The organism is Dysgonomonas hofstadii (assembly GCF_014196915.1).
Taxonomy (GTDB): Bacteria; Bacteroidota; Bacteroidia; order Bacteroidales; family Dysgonomonadaceae; genus Dysgonomonas; species Dysgonomonas hofstadii.
Map to the genome: position 1 here is coordinate 14,633 of NZ_JACIEP010000002.1, position 18,773 is coordinate 33,405.

Genomic DNA, 18,773 nt, shown 5'->3' on the forward strand with positions numbered 1-18,773 from the left:
CGAGGAATAAGGCTTAAGAAACATTTTAAAGATACATTTCTTTTCTTTGTTCTTACCGGAAGCTATTTATTAATCTAAGACTGCTTTAGCCGTGGTAAGAGTTTCAATCTTTTCTGTCTTATTTTTTTCTATTGTATGTACTTTACAGGCACAGATAAAAGATAGTATACCCGACCAAAAACTACGGGAAATAGAAATATCAGTTCATAACAAACCTCTAAACTCATTATCAACCAGTCCGCTTCAGGTCATTACCAATGACGAGCTTTTACAACAAGGTATACAATCGGTAGCCGATGCCGTGCGTCGTTTTAATGGCATTGTTCTGAAAGATTATGGAGGCATAGGTGGACTGAAAACCATTGCCATACGGGGGATGGGGGCGGAGCACACAGCTATCAGCTACGACGGAGTAATGGTCAGCAATGTACAATCGGGGCAAGTAGACTTAGGACGTTTTTCTCTCGACAATATATCGATGGTCTCGCTCAACATAGGACAATCGGACGAAATATTACAAACAGCAAAATCCTTCGCATCATCGGGCGTTTTGAATCTGCAAACTATAACACCGGAATTTATTGAGCGTAACTTCACAGGTCACGCAAGCATAACTGCGGGTTCATTCGGACTATTCAACCCGATGCTGGATTATGCACAGAAACTGAACGAGACATTTGTAGTCTCTGCCAACGGAAGCTGGCAGCGCGCTGACGGGAATTATCCGTTCAAAGACTACACGACAGGAGAAAAGAAAAAGCGGAATAACAGTGATGTGGATATATGGCGGACAGAGCTTAACCTGTTCAGCGACTTTGGCAAATCGGGGAAACTAAATGCTAAAGTATATTATTTCGATTCTGAACGTGGATTACCCGGGAATGTGACTTATGGAAATGATTATGCCGCAGAACGGTTATGGGATAAAAATTTCTTCTCTCAACTTGCCTATATCAATAACTTAGGGAATAAATTTAAGCTCAAGTCGCAAATAAAATATGATTATGTTTATACAAAATACGAAGATAAACATGATAAATACAGCCAATATCCCAATAATACCCTGAGAAATATTTACAAAGAACAGGAGTTATACTTATCAAACGCATTGCAATATCTGCTGAATGACAAAATATCATTCTCCTTTGCCGAAGATTTATTTTACAACAAATTAAAAAATGAAATACAACTAGCGGAGGCACTCCCTTACCCCGAACGTTATAATTCATTATCCGCATTAGCTTTTCAATATAAGCATAAACGCCTCATCGTGACATCAAGTATTTTGGCAACTTACATCTCCGAAAAAACGAAAAACAACAGTAAAAACACTACATATAAAAAATTGTCTCCTTCATTAGGATTGTCATATAAACCCATTGACGCTACCAATTTAAGGATAAGAGCATCATATAAACAGACATACCGTGTACCGTCTTTCACAGAACTATATTACACCCCGGTAGACAAAAAACTTAATCCGGAATCTGCCCGGCAATTCAATCTTGGACTCACATGGGTAGGTGCAATTCCAAATACGGCTTTCAATTATATAAGCTTATCCGCTGATGCTTACTACAATAACGTGGATGATAAGATTGTGATCATACCCAAAACATTTATAGCCACAGCCTTCAATATGGGGAAAGTGGATATTAAAGGAATAGACCTGCGAGCTGTAAGTAATTATGCTATCAATAGTAAAATGAGCCTCAACCTGTCATTAGCATACAGTTACATGAAAGCGCTGGATGTTACCGACAAGAGCAACGATACTTATAAACATCAATTGGTGTATACTCCACAGCATTCGGGTTCTGCATCCTTATCTTTCGATAATCCGTGGATAATTTTCTCTTATTCGATGGTAGCCGCAAGTAAACGTTACTCCCTGCCTATCAACGAGAAATCAAATGCACTGGACGCATATACCGACCATAGTATATCATTATACCGCGCCTTCAAAATCAAAAACAACGAATTGTATTTGCAGGGCAACATACTGAATATCTGGAATAACAATTACGATATAATCAAATTCTATCCTATGCCCGGAAGATCTTTCAAGATTTCGGCAGGGATAAAGTTTTAATAAAGTAAAATCAAATTATTTATAAAAATGAAGAAGTATTTTTTAAGAACCATTTTAATCGGAATTTCGGCAATTTCTTTTTTTTCATGTGATTCTGACGATGACCCGGACTGGACGGAGCCCGAAGTGAAAACGACAGGAGTATACATACTAAACAGTGGAAACTATAAGGGGAATGATGCCAGTCTCACATATTACGATGTAGAAAACAATACTGTTACAGAAAATGTATTTGCCAATGTTAATAAACCCCTTATATTGGGTGAACTGGCGAATGACATGGCCATTTACGGAAGTAAGATGTATATTGCTGTGACAACTTCCAACAAAATATATGTAACAGACAAAAAAGCCAGGCTAGTGACTAATGGCACAATCACTCCTTTGAACGATGAAATGCCAATGGAGCCTCGTTGTATTCTTACTTATGAAGGGAAAATATACATATCTACTCAAACCGGCTATGTTTTGCGAATGGATACAACAACATACAGTTACGATAAAGTAAAAGTAGGCGCATACCCTGAGCAAATGGCAATTTCGGGGAATAACCTGTTTGTCGCTAATTCGGGGCAATATTATGATAATACGGTTTCAGTTGTTAACCTGAATACTTTTTCTGAAACCTCCAAAATAGAATTACCTACATATAATCCGGTAGCAATACAAACAGATAAGAGTGGCAATATATATGTACTCTGCTGGGATATACATATGGGAACATCTTCCGCCTTATACAAAATAAACGCTACTACACACGCCATTACGAAAATAGGAGATGACGGTATAGGATCATACATACTTATGAATGGCGACAAACTGCTGATAATGAGTTTGGATTATGATGCGAACACCAGTAATATAATTAGTTACGATACAACCGGCAATACATTCTCGGGTTCTTTCGTTACCGACGGAACTGTTATCGAAACCGGTAATTCCCTGAACATAGATCCGGTTACAGGTAATATATATGTTGGAACAGCAGTCTATGGCAGAAAACATCAAATGCTTATTTTCTCTCCTGACGGCAAATTAATCACAAAATTCAATACCGGAGGCTATTATCCAATGGGAGCATATTTCCTAAGTGAAATAAAATAGCAATAGATAATGAAACTACTGAATATCACTATCATTTCATACTCACTTATTTTTCTGCTTACGGGCTGTAACCAAAAACAGCCCGCAAGTCAGGAACCGCTATCTGTGAAGCCATATGAGATACACTATGCAAAAGGATTTCAGGTTAAGAAATATGCTGATTTCACAGAAGTTTCAGTAGTCAATCCCTGGGATACTACAAAGCTTCTGCAAAAATATATCCTTGTTGACAGGGACAAAGATATTCCTGCCGGTATTCCGCAAGGAACACTTGTTAAAGTTCCTGTAAAAAGTATGGCCGTTTACAATACACTCCAGTGCTCCACTCTGGATGAGTTGGAGTCTCCGGACATAGTCAAAGGAGTGTTTGAACCGCAATATGTAAAGCAGGAAACAATAAAAGCCGGAGTGCAGAATGGAAGCATCGTTAATTTAGGTGAAGCCAGTAAGCCCGATATCGAAAAACTTATTATGCTTTCTCCCGAAGCCATACTGGCATCCCCCATCGTAGGGCAGACATACGGAAATATCGAAAAAACAAAGATTCCTGTGATCGAGATACCGGATTATACAGAATCCAATCCGTTAGGACGTGCTGAATGGATACGCTTCTACTCTCTCTTTATAGGAAAAGAAGAATTGGCTGATTCTCTCTTCAACATTACAGTAAGCAATTACAATAAACTTAAAGATATAGCTACATCAGCAGCAAATAAACCAACTGTATTTACTGATACCAAATATCAGAGCAACTGGAATATGCCGGGAGGCAAAAGTTATATGGCTAATATGCTGACTGATGCAGGAGGTGCATATATATGGGCCGAGGATAATTCGACCACATTCCTGCCTCTGTCGTTCGAAGCTGTACTGGACAAGGCCGGAGAAGGAGATGTTTGGCTTATCAGGTACTTTACACCGCAGGATATGACTTACGAAAGCCTAAAAAAGGAATACAAACAATATTCTTATTTTAAAGCATTCAAAGAAAAGAACATATATGGTTGTAATACAACCTACTCGCCTTTTTATGAGGATCTGGCCATACACCCCGATTATATACTGAAAGATTTTATTAAAATATTTCATCCGGAATCGCTACCCGATTACAAACTGAAATACTATAAAAAGATCGGTGAATAATAAATACCTGAAAGACTTTGATACCAATTATCAAGGTCTTTTTCTTTTTTCAGGATTTACTTAGAGCCTGTATGAAAATTTTTGCTAAAATTTAAACAGGCTCTTAATCTAAAAAGTTGAAAAAACATCATCTATAATTGTGGAAATCGGGAACAATATGCATCTTTGTATATAGAGGCAATCTCATAAAAACTATTATAAAACAAGAGGATCAATCATAAACACTATAATTCCATGAAAAAGAACTTGTTATCAGCTTTACTTTCAATACTGATTATCTGCCCGTCCCTTTGCTTTGCTTCAGACAAAGATGACTATAAAAAAGGATGGGATGAATTTTATAAAAACAACCGCACGGAAGCCCGCAAACTGTTTACATCAGCCCTGAACGATGAATCCGTAAAAGCCGACGCATACCTCAGTCTTAGCCTGTTAGACTGGAGCGAATCCAGATTGGAAGACGCTTTTACAAAACTGGAAGGATTCTACGATTCGTCCTCCGATCCGGCGCCGTATCTGTACGGGATGTATTCTTTACCATTTGCATTCAGCGGAAGCGAAGTTTTAGAGAAGAACAAACTCGCCCTGCTCGAAAAACTGGCCGATACTCCAATACACGGGACACTGAAAGCGATGATATATATTTCACTGGGAAAACACTATATGGGTTGTAACGATTTTGAAAAGGCCAATATACTGTTCGACAAAGCAGGTTCTTTGAAAAACTGGCAGGTACTGGGTACATTCAATAATATTTCGGGTAGCGGGTTCGACAAAGATTGGGGTGCATTGGCAAAAAGCCAGACTAACGACAAATTCACCAATCAGATCGGGGCTTCTGTTAACTGGTACACCCCAAGTTCTAATAAGCCGGACGGATGGTTCTATTTCGATTATTACTTTGTACTGAACAGCATAATAGTATATGCCCAGACATTCGTAGACAGCCCTGTCAGCCAGGAAGTATATCTGCGAACCGGAACCTCAGGATCATTAAAAATATGGGTAAATGACGCCCAGATATCTTCTGTTGCCGATGAGCGCAATTGCGACCTGGATATATATGCATATAAGATAAAGCTGAATAAAGGGGCAAACCGCATTCTCATACAGATAGGCCAAAGCTATATAAACGCAGCTAATTTTCTTATGCGTATCACCGATACCAATGGAAACCCAGTTGAAGGCCTAACTCACAAATCTGAATATACCAAATATACCAAATCAGCAGCAAAGGATACAAACAGTCTGCTACCGATGTTTGCCGAAGAATATTTTGAGAACAAAGTAAAAGAAGATCCTGAAAATCCTGTCAATTACCTGATTCTGGGAGAGACATATCTTCGCAACGATAAGGCTGACGAAGCGATAGGAATATTACGCAGGCTTCAAAATATAGCTCCTATGTCTTCATTGGTGCAGCACCGCCTTGCCGAAGCATATGCCCGGGCCAATAATAACACGTATTACACCAAAGAGATAGAAAGTATAAAAAAAGGAGACCCTGATTCTTTCTATGCCCTCGATATCCTGGCAGGAGAGGCTATCAGTTCGAAAAAACTGACTGAAGTAAAAAATATCAATCAGAAAATGAAAGACCTCTACGGAGAAAGTATCACCACCCGTGCCATCGATTCGTGGCTGGCAGCTCAACAGGGAGACCAGGAAACAGTTATTGCAATATCCAAAGCTAATTACGAGAAATATCCTTATCGCTACGATTTGATGAATACCATGTTTTCCATCGAGGAATATACGTTGAAAAACAGTAAGGCCGCAACCGCCATCGTCGAGGACTATTGTTCAAAATACTTCAGTGCGGCCGCATTGGAAACCCTTTCAAACAGATATATAAAAGACGGAGATACTGAAAAAGGACTTAAAATACTAGCTGACAGAATCGATAAAATGCCTTATGCAACAGGATACCTCTACAATTATGCCAGTACCCTGTATAAGATGCAACGCTATCAGGAAGCTCTTGACGCAGCCGAACGCCTCCATAAGCTTTCTCCATATCTGCCCGGAGTATATGTACTGAAAGCAGATATTTACAAAGCGATGAAAGACGAGAAAAAGGCTATTGAGAACTATAAACAATCGATAACATACGACCCATCCCTGTTCAGTTCCCGCACCCAACTGGCTCAGCTGGAAAATAAGAAAGAGATAAACGACCTCTTTCCTAAATATAATATTGACAGCCTGATATCGAATGCTCCGACAGTAACAGAATATCCAAACGACCACTCTGTCGTACTGCTCAACGAAACCAAAATGATATTCTATCCGGAAGGAGCAACAGAATATTTGTGTGAGCTGGCAGTAAAAATTCTCAATCAATCGGGTATTGAGACGTGGAAAGAGTATCAGATTCCATATTATGGCAGCCAGAACCTTACCCTCGATAAATCGGAGATTATAAAGGCTAACGGACAAAAGGTAAAAGCTGAAACCAATGGAAACAGCCACATCGTATTCACCAATCTGGAAGTAAATGATGTCCTTTACCTCGAATACAGGATCAAGGATATGGCTACAGATGTTTTGTCGAAACATATTTTCGACCAGACTAACTTTAAGTATTATGTACCTACTGTAGTAACCAGTTACTCGATACTGGCACCTAAAGATAAAAAGATCAATTATATAGTGACCAACGGAAAGATCGATCCTAAAATATCTGATGTAGATGGAATGAAATTATATCATTGGGTTCTCAGCAATCAGGAATCGATCAAATCGGAACCATACATGAGTCCTCTTATAGATATCGCTCCTACGCTGACAGTAAGCAGTGTACCCGACTGGACATTCGTCAGCAACTGGTACAAAGACCTTACTACCAATAAATTCAAGGACGATTATCTGCTAAAGGAGACCATGGCGGATATACTGAAAGGGAAAGAAAATGCAGGCCAGTTGGAAAAAGCGGAATTGTTCTATGATTATATCATGAAGAATATCACTTACTCCAATGTTCCGTTCATGCAAAACAACTATATCCCGCAAATGGCTTCGCGCACGATATCAACCCGCCTAGGCGATTGCAAGGATATGTCGACACTGTTTGTCGCCATGTGCCGCAAATCGGGGATACAGGCAAACCTGGTACTCCTTATTTCCCGCGATAACGGTGAGAACATGATTCTGCTGCCGGCTAATAACTTCAACCATTGTATCGCTCAACTTGTTGTCGACGGGAAAACATATTATGTGGAACTGACTGACAACAGACTGGCATTCGGATCAGCCCTTGAGGTCGACCTGCACTCATGGATTCTCCCGATTCCTTATGGAGATGAAAAAGGTGTGGGCAGTACTATCCTGAAAATGGATATGCCTTTCCGCACTCCAAATTCCATGTCAAGGGAAACAAGCCTCAATATGGTCAACAATGATATGCAGACATCGACGAAAGCAACACGCACAGGTTCATTTGCATCCTATCTTCGCCAGATGTATGCAGACCTGGGACAGGAAGACAGATTGAAAGAGTTTTCTCAGATAATAGCCGCAGATTATACCACTCCGGTGAAAGTAACGAACCTCGTTTTCGATGATCTGACCAGCCTGTCCGAAACCGCAGTATATTCCTATGATATAGAAGCCAAGAACATTATCCAGGAAATAGCAGGAATGAAGATATTCAAGATCAGATGGTCCGACGGTATCAGTTCGCAGGAAGAATTCTCTGTTGAAAACCGTAAGACTCCATTCGAACTATGGATATATATGATGGAAGATTTCAACGAAGAAGAATATACCATTGTGCTACCTGAAGGAAGGAAGATGGTAGAAATTCCTAAAGATGTTCATCTGGAATGCGCCAACGCTTCTTATGACCTGAAATATGACGCACAAACACCGGGTAAAGTAAAAGTGCGCCGTACAATGAAACGTAAGACCGAGAAAGTATCAATAGAAGAATACAGCGCATTCAAAGACTTCATGCACTCCGTCAGCGAATACGACAATAAACAATATGCTGTAAACTAACACAATATAACAAAACAGAAAAGCCTTCCGATTTTCAGTCGGAAGGCTTTTTGTTTATATAGTATAGTTATTCTGCTTTTCAGGCTTCTCCTTTTTTACGCCATTTTACATTCCTCATATCGCCTGTTTCATTAAACGCTTCGTGGAATGCGAAAGCATTGTACATATCGAAACGTGTATGTCCCTGCGGAGCATTTTTGATGTACTCCTGCAACAACGGACGATAATCAGGATGAGCACATTTATTAATGATTTCCTGTGCACGTTCATCCGGATCTTTACCACGAAGGTCTGCTACCCCATATTCTGAAATAATGATCTTAACAGAATGCTCACTATGGTCCTGATGTGCTACCAAAGGAACAAAAGAACTGATCTTTCCGTCTTTTGCCATAGATGGAGTAACAAAGATCGATACATATGCGCTACGGGTAAAGTCACCCGAACCACCGATACCATTCATCATCTTTGTTCCCATAACATGAGTAGAATTGATATTTCCATAAATATCGGCTTCGATAGCCGTATTGATAGCAATAACACCTAAACGGCGGACAACCTCAGGGTTATTGGAATATTCAGATGGGCGAAGGATGATTCTTTTCTTGAAGAAATCGAGGTTCTGATATATATGTTCGATGCATGGATTACTTACTGTCAGCGAACAGCCACTTGCAAATTTAACACGTCCGGATTCCATCAGTCCGATTACAGCATCCTGTATTACTTCAGTATATACTTCAAAGTCAGGAATTTCTTTGCTATCACCCATAGCAGCCAATACCGCATTAGCGATATTACCTACTCCCGACTGAACAGGAAGGAAAGTTTTAGGCATACGGCCTTCGGCTATTTCCTTTATAAAGAACTCGGCAACATTTGCACCTATCTTAGAAGTAACATCATCTACCGGAGCAAAGCCACTTCCTTCATTCGGTTCGTGAGTCTTTACTACAATGATTTTTGTCGGATCTATTTTAATATGATTCTTGCCCACTCTGTCGTGAACATCATAGACAGGTATATCTTTACGACGGGGAGGATCCATTGGTTCAGGAATATCGTGCATACCACGCATTTCTTTCGGATTCCAGTCATTCAACTCCACAATAACTTTTTTAGCCAACCGGGCAACTGTAGGTGAGATACCCACACCACAAGTAGGAACGATTTCACCGTCTTCTGTCACATCGCAGGCCTCTACAATCGCAAAATCGATATTTCCGTAGTATCCGTAACGGATATCCTGGGCCATAGTAGACAGGTGAAGGTCACAGAACTTAACTTCGCCATTGTTTATAGCCTCACGCATACTCTTGTTAGTCTGGTAAGGTGCTCTGAAGTTAATAGCCTTGGCACGGGTTAGAACTCCATCCAATTTATCTCCGGTAGATGCTCCCGTGAAGACATTGATCTTAAAAGGGTTCCCCTTAGCGTGCTCTGCTTCTGCTTTTTTAGCGATGAATCCGGGAACTACTTTAGGACAGCCAGCGTGTGTAAACCCGCTGAATCCTACATTGTCGTTGTTGTTAATCAGCTCTGCCGCTTCTTCGGCAGTCATAAATTTTAAAGCCATTGTTTTTACAAAAAATATGATTTATATTGTTTTATATCCTTTGTTATAAGATCTTCTACTTTCGCGCTGCAAAATTACGAAATAAATACCTGAATAGCTATTTTAAATAACTAAAAGTTACTTAGTTTTGCACTTATTGAGGATATATGAAGCCTTTATAAAATCGAAATAAGAATACCCATTCTTTTTTGTTTCATTTTGTCACCCAGAGGTGTCAAAGATCTCTTTTTTCTGAAATTATAATTCATGTCAATCAGTGGTTAAAAGTTGACAATTATCAATCGCCGAAGCGCAGGCGAGGCAAAGTTGACGCATTTTTTCATTTCCTTTTTTGTCATCCTGAGGAACGAAGTATCTTCCCTTTAGATGCTTTGCTTCGCTCCAGCATGACAGAGTACAAAACCTGACAAACAACGTTCGGCAGAGCAAAGCGGAGCCAATTAGCTACTCTACGTTCCGCTGAACGTTGTTTCTTACACATTTTATTTTCTTTATTTTTCATCTCTTTCATTTTCACATTGGCATATTGCCACATTAGCTCATTGTTTTCTATATAGATAAAGATCCCGAAAAAAGATGTACACAATAACGATTACTTCTTTCATAAAATAAAAAATACCGCGCTTTGTCTTGAAGCACGGTATCTATATTACTTATCTCCGTTTTACTTAGTTAAATGCCCGATCCAGAACAACAGCCAGCCTTAAACCGCCTTTTTGTAACTGCTCTTCCATTTTATACTTATATTGGTAGCTGTATTGGTATGACAGTTCCATACCGTTGTGAACATTTGCATATACATCTTCTGCCACCAAATAGGTATCATGCATCCAGTCTTCCAGTGTGCCGGCCTGCATTTTCTGTTTTTTGTCTTTGCTGATCGAATTCAGTATATCGGCATACTCTGTGTAGCTGTAATTCTCATTGTCCACAATGCGGGAATCCCACACAGAGTGAATATTTGTATTGCTTCGGAACCATGTCACCGAAATCTTATTTCCCCCCAGATCTTCTTCTCGTCCCATATGCATTGGCTGATGCGCATCTCCTACCAGATGGATAAGAAAATAAAGGGCTATGCGCTTCTGGTCATCTGTAGATTGTTTATTTTTTATGATGGCCTCCAGTTTAGGAATTTCACTGTATACATTCTCTTGTGGTGTATTTTTTATAAAATCGATATATGCCTGCTTATCCAACCCACCCGGAGCATTCACAAAATGCCAGATATGAGTGTGCTTCCATGTGTCGGTAGTATCCGATTTTATAAAGTCAGCCCAATTGGCCCAATATGCCATCGGATAACCATCCAGCAATTTGTCTATTTTCTTTTTTGTCTTCGATTTAATATTCTTATTCGCAATCTCTGCTATCACACGATGTCCCGTAGTTCCCCACGCAAATAATTCATTCGGCAATATAAGTACCACAAGCAAAGTGAGTGTTACAATTATTTTCTTCATAATATTTCTTTTAAATATAAACAAAACAAGCCGGACTTATCCGGCTCGTAAAGGTATAAAATAATTTAACTGAAAGAGAATACGACTGTACTACTTTTCCGTTAAATATTTGCAGAGGGCTTTCACGGCCAACGCCCGGTGACTGATTTTATTTTTCACATCGAGCCCCAGCTCCGCAAAGGTATGAATGTAACCTACCGGACGGAAAACAGGATCGTAACCAAATCCGGCTGTCCCATGCTCTTCCGTAAGTATCTCCCCGTCTATGCGGCCTTCGAAGTAATGTTCCTGCCCATCAAGAATGAGAGCTATTACCGTACGGAAACAAGCCCGGCGATTTTCAATACCACTCAATTCCTCCAGCAATTTTTTCATATTGGCTTTAGCATCGTGCCCGTCTCCGGCATAGCGTGCCGAATATACGCCCGGTGCGCCGTTCAAAGCTTCTACTTCGAGTCCTGTATCATCTCCAAAGCAGTCGTACCCGTATTTGTCCTTAACATACTTTACTTTGATAAGAGCATTCTCTTCCAGCGTTTTCCCTGTTTCTTCAATATCCTCGGTACAGCCTATATCTTTCAGGCTTAGTATTTCAAAACTATCGCCGACTACTGCCTTTACCTCTTCCAGTTTATGTGCATTATTTGTGGCAAATACAAGCTTTTGTTTCATATTAAATTTCAAGTTTCAAGATTTCAGGTTTCAAGATTTCAAGATTATTTTTCAAAATTTTGAAACCTGAAATCTTGAAATTATTATAACTTATTATACGTTTCCAATGCCTTTTCCAGTACAGTCAGGGCATTTCCTAAATCTTCCTTATTCAGTACATAAGCAATACGGACTTCATTTTTACCCAATCCGGGAGTAGTATAAAAGCCCGAAGCAGGAGCCATGAAAACAGTCTGTCCCTCGTATTCGAAATCGGAAAGGCACCACGCGCAAAACTTATCAGAATCATCTACCGGAAGACGGGCCACAGTATAAAATGCACCCATCGGTATAGGTGAGTAGACACCTAGAATGCGATTTAACCTGTCAATCAGGAACTTACGCCTTTCCACATATTCATCGTAAGTATCCTGCAAATAGTCAGGACTGGCTTCTAACGAAGCTTCCGCTGCGATCTGTCCGATTAGCGGCGGACTAAGGCGTGCCTGACAGAATTTCATCAATGTTTTACGCAATTCCTTGTTCTTGGTTATAAGCGCCCCGATACGGATGCCACACTCGCTGTATCGTTTCGAAACAGAGTCGATCAGCACCACATTTTCCTCGATCCCCACCAGATGACAAGCTGATATATATGGCGAATTTGTATATATAAATTCCCTATAAACTTCATCGGAGAAGAGATACAGGTCATATTTCTGCACCAGATGTTTTATCTGGTTCATCTCGGCACGCGAATAGAGATAACCGGTAGGGTTATTAGGGTTGCAAATCATTATCCCTTTGGTACGCTCATTTATCAGCTCCTCGAACTTCTCAACCGGCGGCAGGGCGAATCCCTCTTCGATAGAAGATGACACTGTCTTTATCACTGCACCCGCCGATACGGCAAAGGCCATGTAGTTGGCATAGGCAGGTTCAGGCACAATAATCTCATCGCCCGGATTCAGACAGGCTAGGAATGCGAAAAGCACAGCTTCTGAGCCTCCGGTAGTTATAATGATATCGTCTGCCGATACATTTATTTTAAATTTGGCGTAATAGCCCACCAACTTTTCCCTGTAGGAACGATAACCATCGCTCGGACTGTATTCCAATATCTTACGATCTATATTGCGGATGGCATTCAACGCTTCTTCCGGGGTCGGCAAATCGGGTTGTCCTATATTCAGATGATAAACTTTCAGACCCCTGGCCTTAGCCGAATCTGATAGCGGAGCCAGCTTCCTGATGGGAGAATTCGGCATTTCCAAGCCTCGTTGCGAAATATGTGGCATAATGAAATTATATAATACAATTCTTTAACAATAAGTCGCAAATGTACAAAAAAACTTGCAGTTTTTACTAGTTAGCAGATAGTAGACAGTAGTTAGTAATTTTTTAACTAAAAACGGACAAAGGTGACAGATTTTTAGCCTTTAGCTGTTAGCCAATAGCTATAAGCTTTTTAACTAAAATCTGACAAACATTACAAATTATCAAAGATCTTTTTACTATTGGCACATCGGCATATTAGCCAATCAGCACATAAGTATCTTATAGATAAAGTCACCCAAATCTGATCTACAAAAACAAAAAAGCCTGCTCTTAATGGCAGGCTTTCATTCCCCGGATATTATATCTTATCTGAATGCGGCTTTCCGTGTAACCCAGATCAGCGTATCTTCTTTATTAGTCATAGCGTCAACCGTTGCGAAAGATGATAAAGAAGCTGCATACTCCTTATCTATCTCCTTCATCGGCACAGCCTGTACTATTTTGAAATTACCATCTCCTGTTTTGTAACCAATATAGTGCTGACGGATATCGAGGACCGATACATCGCCATCGCCGTAATATTTAAAATCGCCATTCTTTTCTACATACAAAGAGCCATCCTCGAATTTATAAGGGAAAATTTCCTTAACACTCGATTGCTCTATCGACATCCTTTCCCCGATAAACGATATGCTCGTACTGGTATAGCTTTCGAATGAAGCTGAAGCAAAAAATACTTCGGGCTTCCTCTTCAATGTATCTGTTCTGGTATTTTCAACTCCTCCGGCATCCGATCCATAATACAGTTTAAAGTCTACCAGCCCTGACTGCGAATCCACGTAACGGAGTGCGGTAGTATCCGAAGCATCGTCACCACAAGTTGCTAACAATAATACGGATAAAATTAACGGTACTATATATTTTAGTGTTTTCATATTCAGAATCAATTAAACAGATATTTAATATTACACCAGACTATGGTATCAGACGACAGTTTCAAATCGTCTAAAGAATCGTGTCCTGCTAGTTTCAGTATTGTATCGGCTCCTATTATTACATCAAACGTCTGAATCGTATCTCTGTCCAGCCCCGGCAACGGATAGCGAGCTATACTTCTCAGCATATATAAATTATTGGGATTATCGCCATATGCTACAAACTTCAGTGTATCGGCATTCAATATGTAGAGTTTATCATCCTTAAACTCATAAGTCGATACAATCTTTCGCCCTATTCCGTTATCATCCAGAAAAACATATGTCAAGCGACCTTCATAAAAATCCATAGTGTATCTGCTGAAGTAAGCGGGTTGGTATGATGTCTTGAAAAAATATGAAGCCAGCGTCCTGTTTTTAAGGTCGTTGTATATAATTTCTTCCGCACCGGACGCACTCCCTTTATACACTACCAGATCCGATAGGTCTAAATAATTGACAGACTTCTCTGTTGTCAGCTTATCGTCATCGCCGCAACTCATAAAAGAAAGGAAGCCAATAAATATCAGATATATTATTTTTTTCATTGACAAATCTGTTTTTTTTAGAACCGTAAAGATAAATAAAAATTGCCTTATCGCGCAATTATTGTTCAACACAGGATCGCCTTCCCTATAAAATAAAAAAGGCAATCATACCGATTGCCTTCCCATATATTAATAGAAATAGATTAATATGCCCATTTAAGATATAAAGAGCCCCATGTAAATCCACCACCGAATGCAGCAAGAATAAGGTTATCCCCTTTCTTCAATTTATCCTGCCATTCGTAAAGGCAAAGAGGAATAGTACCGGCGCTGGTATTTCCATATTTCTGGATATTGATCATCACTTTATCAGCAGAAAGCCCCATGCGGTTGCCCACGGCTTCAATTATACGGATATTTGCCTGATGTGGTACCAACCAGTCCACAGTTTCCCGTGTAAGGCCATTGCGCTCCATGATCTCAACAGAAACATCAGCCATTTTAGATACAGCGTGCTTGAAGACAACCTGTCCTTCCTGATATACGTAATGCATATCTTTATCTACTGTCTCGTATGAAGCAGGATACACAGATCCGCCGCCATACATATGAAGATTAGGCCTCCCCGAACCGTCGACATGCAGAATAGAATCTATTATACCGACATCTTCGGTTGTGGGTTCCAGCATAACAGCTCCCGCAGCATCGCCGAACAACGGGCATGTGGTACGGTCTTTATAATTGGCTATCGAGGTCATTTTATCGCCGGCGGCAACAATCACTTTCTTGTATCGTCCCGATCTGATAAAATTCGATCCTACTTCCAACGCATAAATAAAGCCGGAACATGCAGCCTGAATATCAAAACCCAAAGCATTTTTTATACCACAAGCTTCGGCGGTCATTGCTGCTGTTGAAGGGAATATATAATCGGGGGTTGTTGTCGCAAATATGATGACTTCCACCTCTTCAGGCTTAGTATTGGATTTTTCCAAGATTATTTTTACAGCTTCAGCCCCCATAAAAGAAGTACCCTTACCTTTTCCCAGTACACGACGTTCTTTGATACCCACACGTGTCATGATCCACTCGTCGGTAGTATCAACTATTTTGGCCATATCATCATTGGTCAATATATCCTCAGGCACATATGCGCCAACGGCGGTAATAGCAGCTCGAACCATCTTTATTTTTGTTTTGTATATAATTAATAAAAAAAATGCCCTATTTTTTTAGGGCTTAAAGATTCGGATTAAAGAATTTAAACCGCAGCTTCTTTTTCAATTGCTAATTTCCCCCTGTAATATCCGCACTCAGGGCAAACTGTATGAAAAACATGCCATGAACCACAATTAGAGCATACTGCCAGTGTAGGAGCGACCGCTTTATCGTGAGTTCTTCTCTTAGCTGTTCTAGACTTTGACTGTCTTCGTTTAGGATGTGCCATTTTCGTTTTATTTAGTTATTTTTATTTATCCGGATTAGAAAAATTATTTTCTATCTATTTTTCTTGTTCTGTTTAATCTTCGTCCACTGCTACATCTTTCAGTCCATCCCAACGGGAATCGGAAAGTGATGAGTCGTCTTCTGTTTCCACATCGTCGTAATCGTCATCCGAATCATCGTCGTCTGAACTCTTCGCCCTGTGTTTATTTAACTTGGAAGACATCATTTTATTGCATGTGCCCGGAGGATGCACTTTCTTTGTAGGCAGGCTCAGAGCTATAAATTCGTATAAAAACCAGGCGATATTTATTTCCCCGTCGGCTTCAGGTATAATAACAATCTCATCGCTTTCTTCCGAATATTCTTTTCCAAACTTTACGATCAGTTTATTCTGCGTATCGACATCCATTGTTATATCATCGAGACATCTGTCACAGGGAACATGTACCATGCCCTTAATATCGAAATTCAATTCGAAAGTAACAGATGTTTTTTTCAAAGATACAACCACCTTAAGATTGCCTCTTTTTACATCTGCCGAACCATCGTCGATAAGTGCGAAAAACTTATTATCCAGATCGTACAGGAACTCATGTTTCCCTTCTGATAATCCCCTTAACGGGATATTATATAAACTAAACTTTCCCACGCCTTAATTTAATAATGAAAAGAACGGCGGCAAAGGTACAAAGTTTTTTTGAATAAATAAATAATTAATCAATTAACCTTTAATCTTAACACCTGACAACAAATATGATTTATTCTATCTGCCTTTTTGCAGAACCAGACCTTTGTTCTAAATAAATTATGATTTTATTTTTTAATTAACTATATTTGATGCACCTATGAAAGGGTAAGACAAACAATGGAATGAATACAGCGACTTTAACAAGGCGTGATGTATATGCTGATTATGTAAAAGGGCTACTTATAATATTAGTCGTTATGGGTCATGCTATACAACACCTTAGATATCATAATCCTGTTTTTTGGGACGATTATATATATAAAAGTATATATATGTTTCATATGCCATTATTCATTGGAATAAGTGGTTATTATTCTTGTTTTTCACTAAAACGGAAGCCGGCCCTGAGTTTCATCAAAGAGCGAATGATCTTACTACTCGTCCCCTTGATAACATGGGGAATTATGAATGGGCTCTTCGATATAATAGCCAAAGGAAATACAATCCCCGATAAATATATGTATATATACATGACCATAAGATGGTCATACTGGTTTATATGGGCCTTGTTGATCTATTCTGTCATATTTGGTGTTCTTAAGCTTGTACGATTAGATAATAAATATGTAATAATGGTCACGGGAGTGCTTTCCATGCTGGTTCCCCTGTTCTTTACCCAGAATGTCATACTGGCTTTTACGAAAGACATGTTCGTTTTTTTATTTTGGGCTATTTACTTACCTGTGTGAATATTAACAAGTTGTATCTAATCTGCAAAAAATACTTTATTATAATTATTGTGCTGGTAATTGCCTGTTATTGCGTATGGACCAAAGAAGACCTTATATATTTTACCCCATCGGATATTTTTCATCTGAAAACAGGAATACTGCGTCTTATCAGTGGAATAATATTATCAACCGCATTTTTGGCTATTACATTCTTTATATACGGGCTAACAAAAAGTAGTAAATTTATTCATTCATTAGCTCAATTGGGTACAAAAACCATGGGCATTTATATGATACAGGGATTTTTATTTTCCTGTCTGGCCAGTAATTTTCTGTTCAATCTGAACATTCTGCCATCTTTACCTTCTTTTTTTTATATAATACCAACTTTGTTTATTATTATTGTCATTTATTTCGTCATTAAACTGATGGAAAAGAACTGGCTTACAGCCTTTATTTTTCTGGGAAAGAAAAAGAAAGTGAAAGCCACAAGTAAACAAACGGTTGATGTTGTGACTAAAGAATCTGAAAATGAATGCGGAGAAATTATATATAAAGAATATGGTTTGTGACCGATGCAAAATGGTTGTCAAATCGGAACTCGAAAAACTTGGACTTACTCCTCTAAATATCGATTTAGGGGAAGTCATATTAGAAAAACCTTTGGATGAGCATCAAAAATTATTGATAGAGAATGCTTTGGCTCCACTCGGCTTCGAACTGATAGACGATAAAAAAAGCAGACTGATAGAACAAATTAAAACATTGATCATCGAACTGGTACATTATAACAACAGTAATCTGAAAATAAACTTATCCGATTATCTGAGCGACAAACTGCATCACGACTACAATTATATCAGTAATCTGTTTTCGGAAATAGAAGGTACAACCATCGAAAAATATTTTATAGCCCAAAAGATAGAAAAAGTAAAAGAACTACTGGTCTATGACGAACTATCTTTAAATGAGATCGCTTTCCGGCTCAACTACTCCAGTACTGCACATTTAAGCAGTCAATTCAAAAAAGTAACAGGGCTTACCCCCAGCCACTTCAAACAGATAAAGACAAATAAACGGAAACCTCTGGACAAGGTGTAAATCATATAAATCTATCTGTAAATAATGTAACGGAAATAA

General features: G+C 39.2%; 17 protein-coding genes. 7 read left to right on the forward strand and 10 right to left on the reverse strand.

Annotation, left to right across the window (positions count from 1 at the left end):
• The first annotated feature begins 91 nt into the window (after positions 1-91).
• The 4 genes from GGR21_RS02020 (at position 92) to GGR21_RS02035 (ending at position 8,338) form a co-directional block, all read left to right on the forward strand.
• Positions 92-2,092: a TonB-dependent receptor plug domain-containing protein gene (locus GGR21_RS02020; protein WP_183305499.1), complete on the forward strand. Its 2,001-nt coding sequence runs from the start codon at positions 92-94 to the stop codon at positions 2,090-2,092.
• A gap of 27 nt (positions 2,093-2,119) precedes the next feature.
• A complete protein-coding gene (locus GGR21_RS02025; protein ID WP_183305500.1) occupies positions 2,120-3,196 on the forward strand; it encodes a DUF5074 domain-containing protein in 1,077 nt (358 codons plus the stop codon).
• 9 nt (positions 3,197-3,205) lie between these two features.
• The gene (locus GGR21_RS02030) at positions 3,206-4,339 is read left to right on the forward strand and encodes an ABC transporter substrate-binding protein (RefSeq protein WP_183305501.1); all 1,134 of its coding nucleotides are present in this window, start codon (positions 3,206-3,208) and stop codon (positions 4,337-4,339) included.
• Positions 4,340-4,573: 234 nt separating this feature from the next.
• A complete protein-coding gene (locus GGR21_RS02035; protein WP_183305502.1) occupies positions 4,574-8,338 on the forward strand; it encodes a DUF3857 domain-containing protein in 3,765 nt (1,254 codons plus the stop codon).
• Between the two features lie 79 nt (positions 8,339-8,417).
• On the opposite strand, the gene GGR21_RS02040 is transcribed toward GGR21_RS02035, so the two are convergent.
• The 10 genes from GGR21_RS02040 to GGR21_RS02085 form a co-directional block, all read right to left on the reverse strand.
• Positions 8,418-9,914, reverse strand: coding sequence for an acetyl-CoA hydrolase/transferase family protein (locus GGR21_RS02040; protein ID WP_183305503.1), 1,497 nt, complete (start codon positions 9,912-9,914; stop codon positions 8,418-8,420).
• 334 nt (positions 9,915-10,248) lie between these two features.
• Positions 10,249-10,449, reverse strand: coding sequence for a hypothetical protein (locus tag GGR21_RS02045; protein ID WP_183305504.1), 201 nt, complete (start codon positions 10,447-10,449; stop codon positions 10,249-10,251).
• A 133-nt stretch (positions 10,450-10,582) separates the two neighbouring features.
• Entirely contained in the window at positions 10,583-11,377 is a 795-nt protein-coding gene (locus GGR21_RS02050; protein ID WP_183305505.1) for a S1/P1 nuclease, read from the reverse strand.
• 90 nt (positions 11,378-11,467) lie between these two features.
• The gene (locus tag GGR21_RS02055; protein ID WP_183305506.1) at positions 11,468-12,049 is read right to left on the reverse strand and encodes a non-canonical purine NTP diphosphatase; all 582 of its coding nucleotides are present in this window, start codon (positions 12,047-12,049) and stop codon (positions 11,468-11,470) included.
• Between the two features lie 83 nt (positions 12,050-12,132).
• Positions 12,133-13,326, reverse strand: coding sequence for a pyridoxal phosphate-dependent aminotransferase (locus GGR21_RS02060; RefSeq protein ID WP_183305507.1), 1,194 nt, complete (start codon positions 13,324-13,326; stop codon positions 12,133-12,135).
• Positions 13,327-13,671: 345 nt separating this feature from the next.
• Complete coding sequence (locus GGR21_RS02065) at positions 13,672-14,241, reverse strand: hypothetical protein (RefSeq protein WP_183305508.1); 570 nt, start codon at positions 14,239-14,241, stop codon at positions 13,672-13,674.
• 8 nt (positions 14,242-14,249) lie between these two features.
• Positions 14,250-14,828, reverse strand: coding sequence for a hypothetical protein (locus GGR21_RS02070; RefSeq protein ID WP_183305510.1), 579 nt, complete (start codon positions 14,826-14,828; stop codon positions 14,250-14,252).
• 143 nt (positions 14,829-14,971) lie between these two features.
• Positions 14,972-15,952 (reverse strand): beta-ketoacyl-ACP synthase III, encoded by a 981-nt coding sequence (locus GGR21_RS02075; protein ID WP_183305511.1) that lies wholly within the window; start codon positions 15,950-15,952, stop codon positions 14,972-14,974.
• 77 nt (positions 15,953-16,029) lie between these two features.
• Complete coding sequence (rpmF, locus tag GGR21_RS02080; RefSeq protein WP_183305512.1) at positions 16,030-16,215, reverse strand: 50S ribosomal protein L32; 186 nt, start codon at positions 16,213-16,215, stop codon at positions 16,030-16,032.
• A gap of 72 nt (positions 16,216-16,287) precedes the next feature.
• The gene (locus GGR21_RS02085; protein ID WP_183305514.1) at positions 16,288-16,863 is read right to left on the reverse strand and encodes a YceD family protein; all 576 of its coding nucleotides are present in this window, start codon (positions 16,861-16,863) and stop codon (positions 16,288-16,290) included.
• Positions 16,864-17,084: 221 nt separating this feature from the next.
• Between GGR21_RS02085 and GGR21_RS02090 the strand changes: the two genes are divergently transcribed.
• Genes GGR21_RS02090 through GGR21_RS02100 form a run of 3 tightly spaced genes read left to right on the forward strand, consistent with a single transcriptional unit; the run spans position 17,085 to position 18,734 of the window.
• Complete coding sequence (locus tag GGR21_RS02090; RefSeq protein WP_183305515.1) at positions 17,085-17,651, forward strand: acyltransferase family protein; 567 nt, start codon at positions 17,085-17,087, stop codon at positions 17,649-17,651.
• A gap of 50 nt (positions 17,652-17,701) precedes the next feature.
• Positions 17,702-18,205, forward strand: a complete 504-nt coding sequence (locus tag GGR21_RS02095; RefSeq protein WP_183305516.1) for a hypothetical protein — start codon at positions 17,702-17,704, stop codon at positions 18,203-18,205.
• The gene (locus GGR21_RS02100) at positions 18,165-18,734 is read left to right on the forward strand and encodes a helix-turn-helix domain-containing protein (RefSeq protein WP_183305517.1); all 570 of its coding nucleotides are present in this window, start codon (positions 18,165-18,167) and stop codon (positions 18,732-18,734) included. The genes GGR21_RS02095 and GGR21_RS02100 overlap by 41 nt, the downstream gene beginning before the upstream one ends.
• The last annotated feature ends 39 nt before the right edge of the window (positions 18,735-18,773 follow it).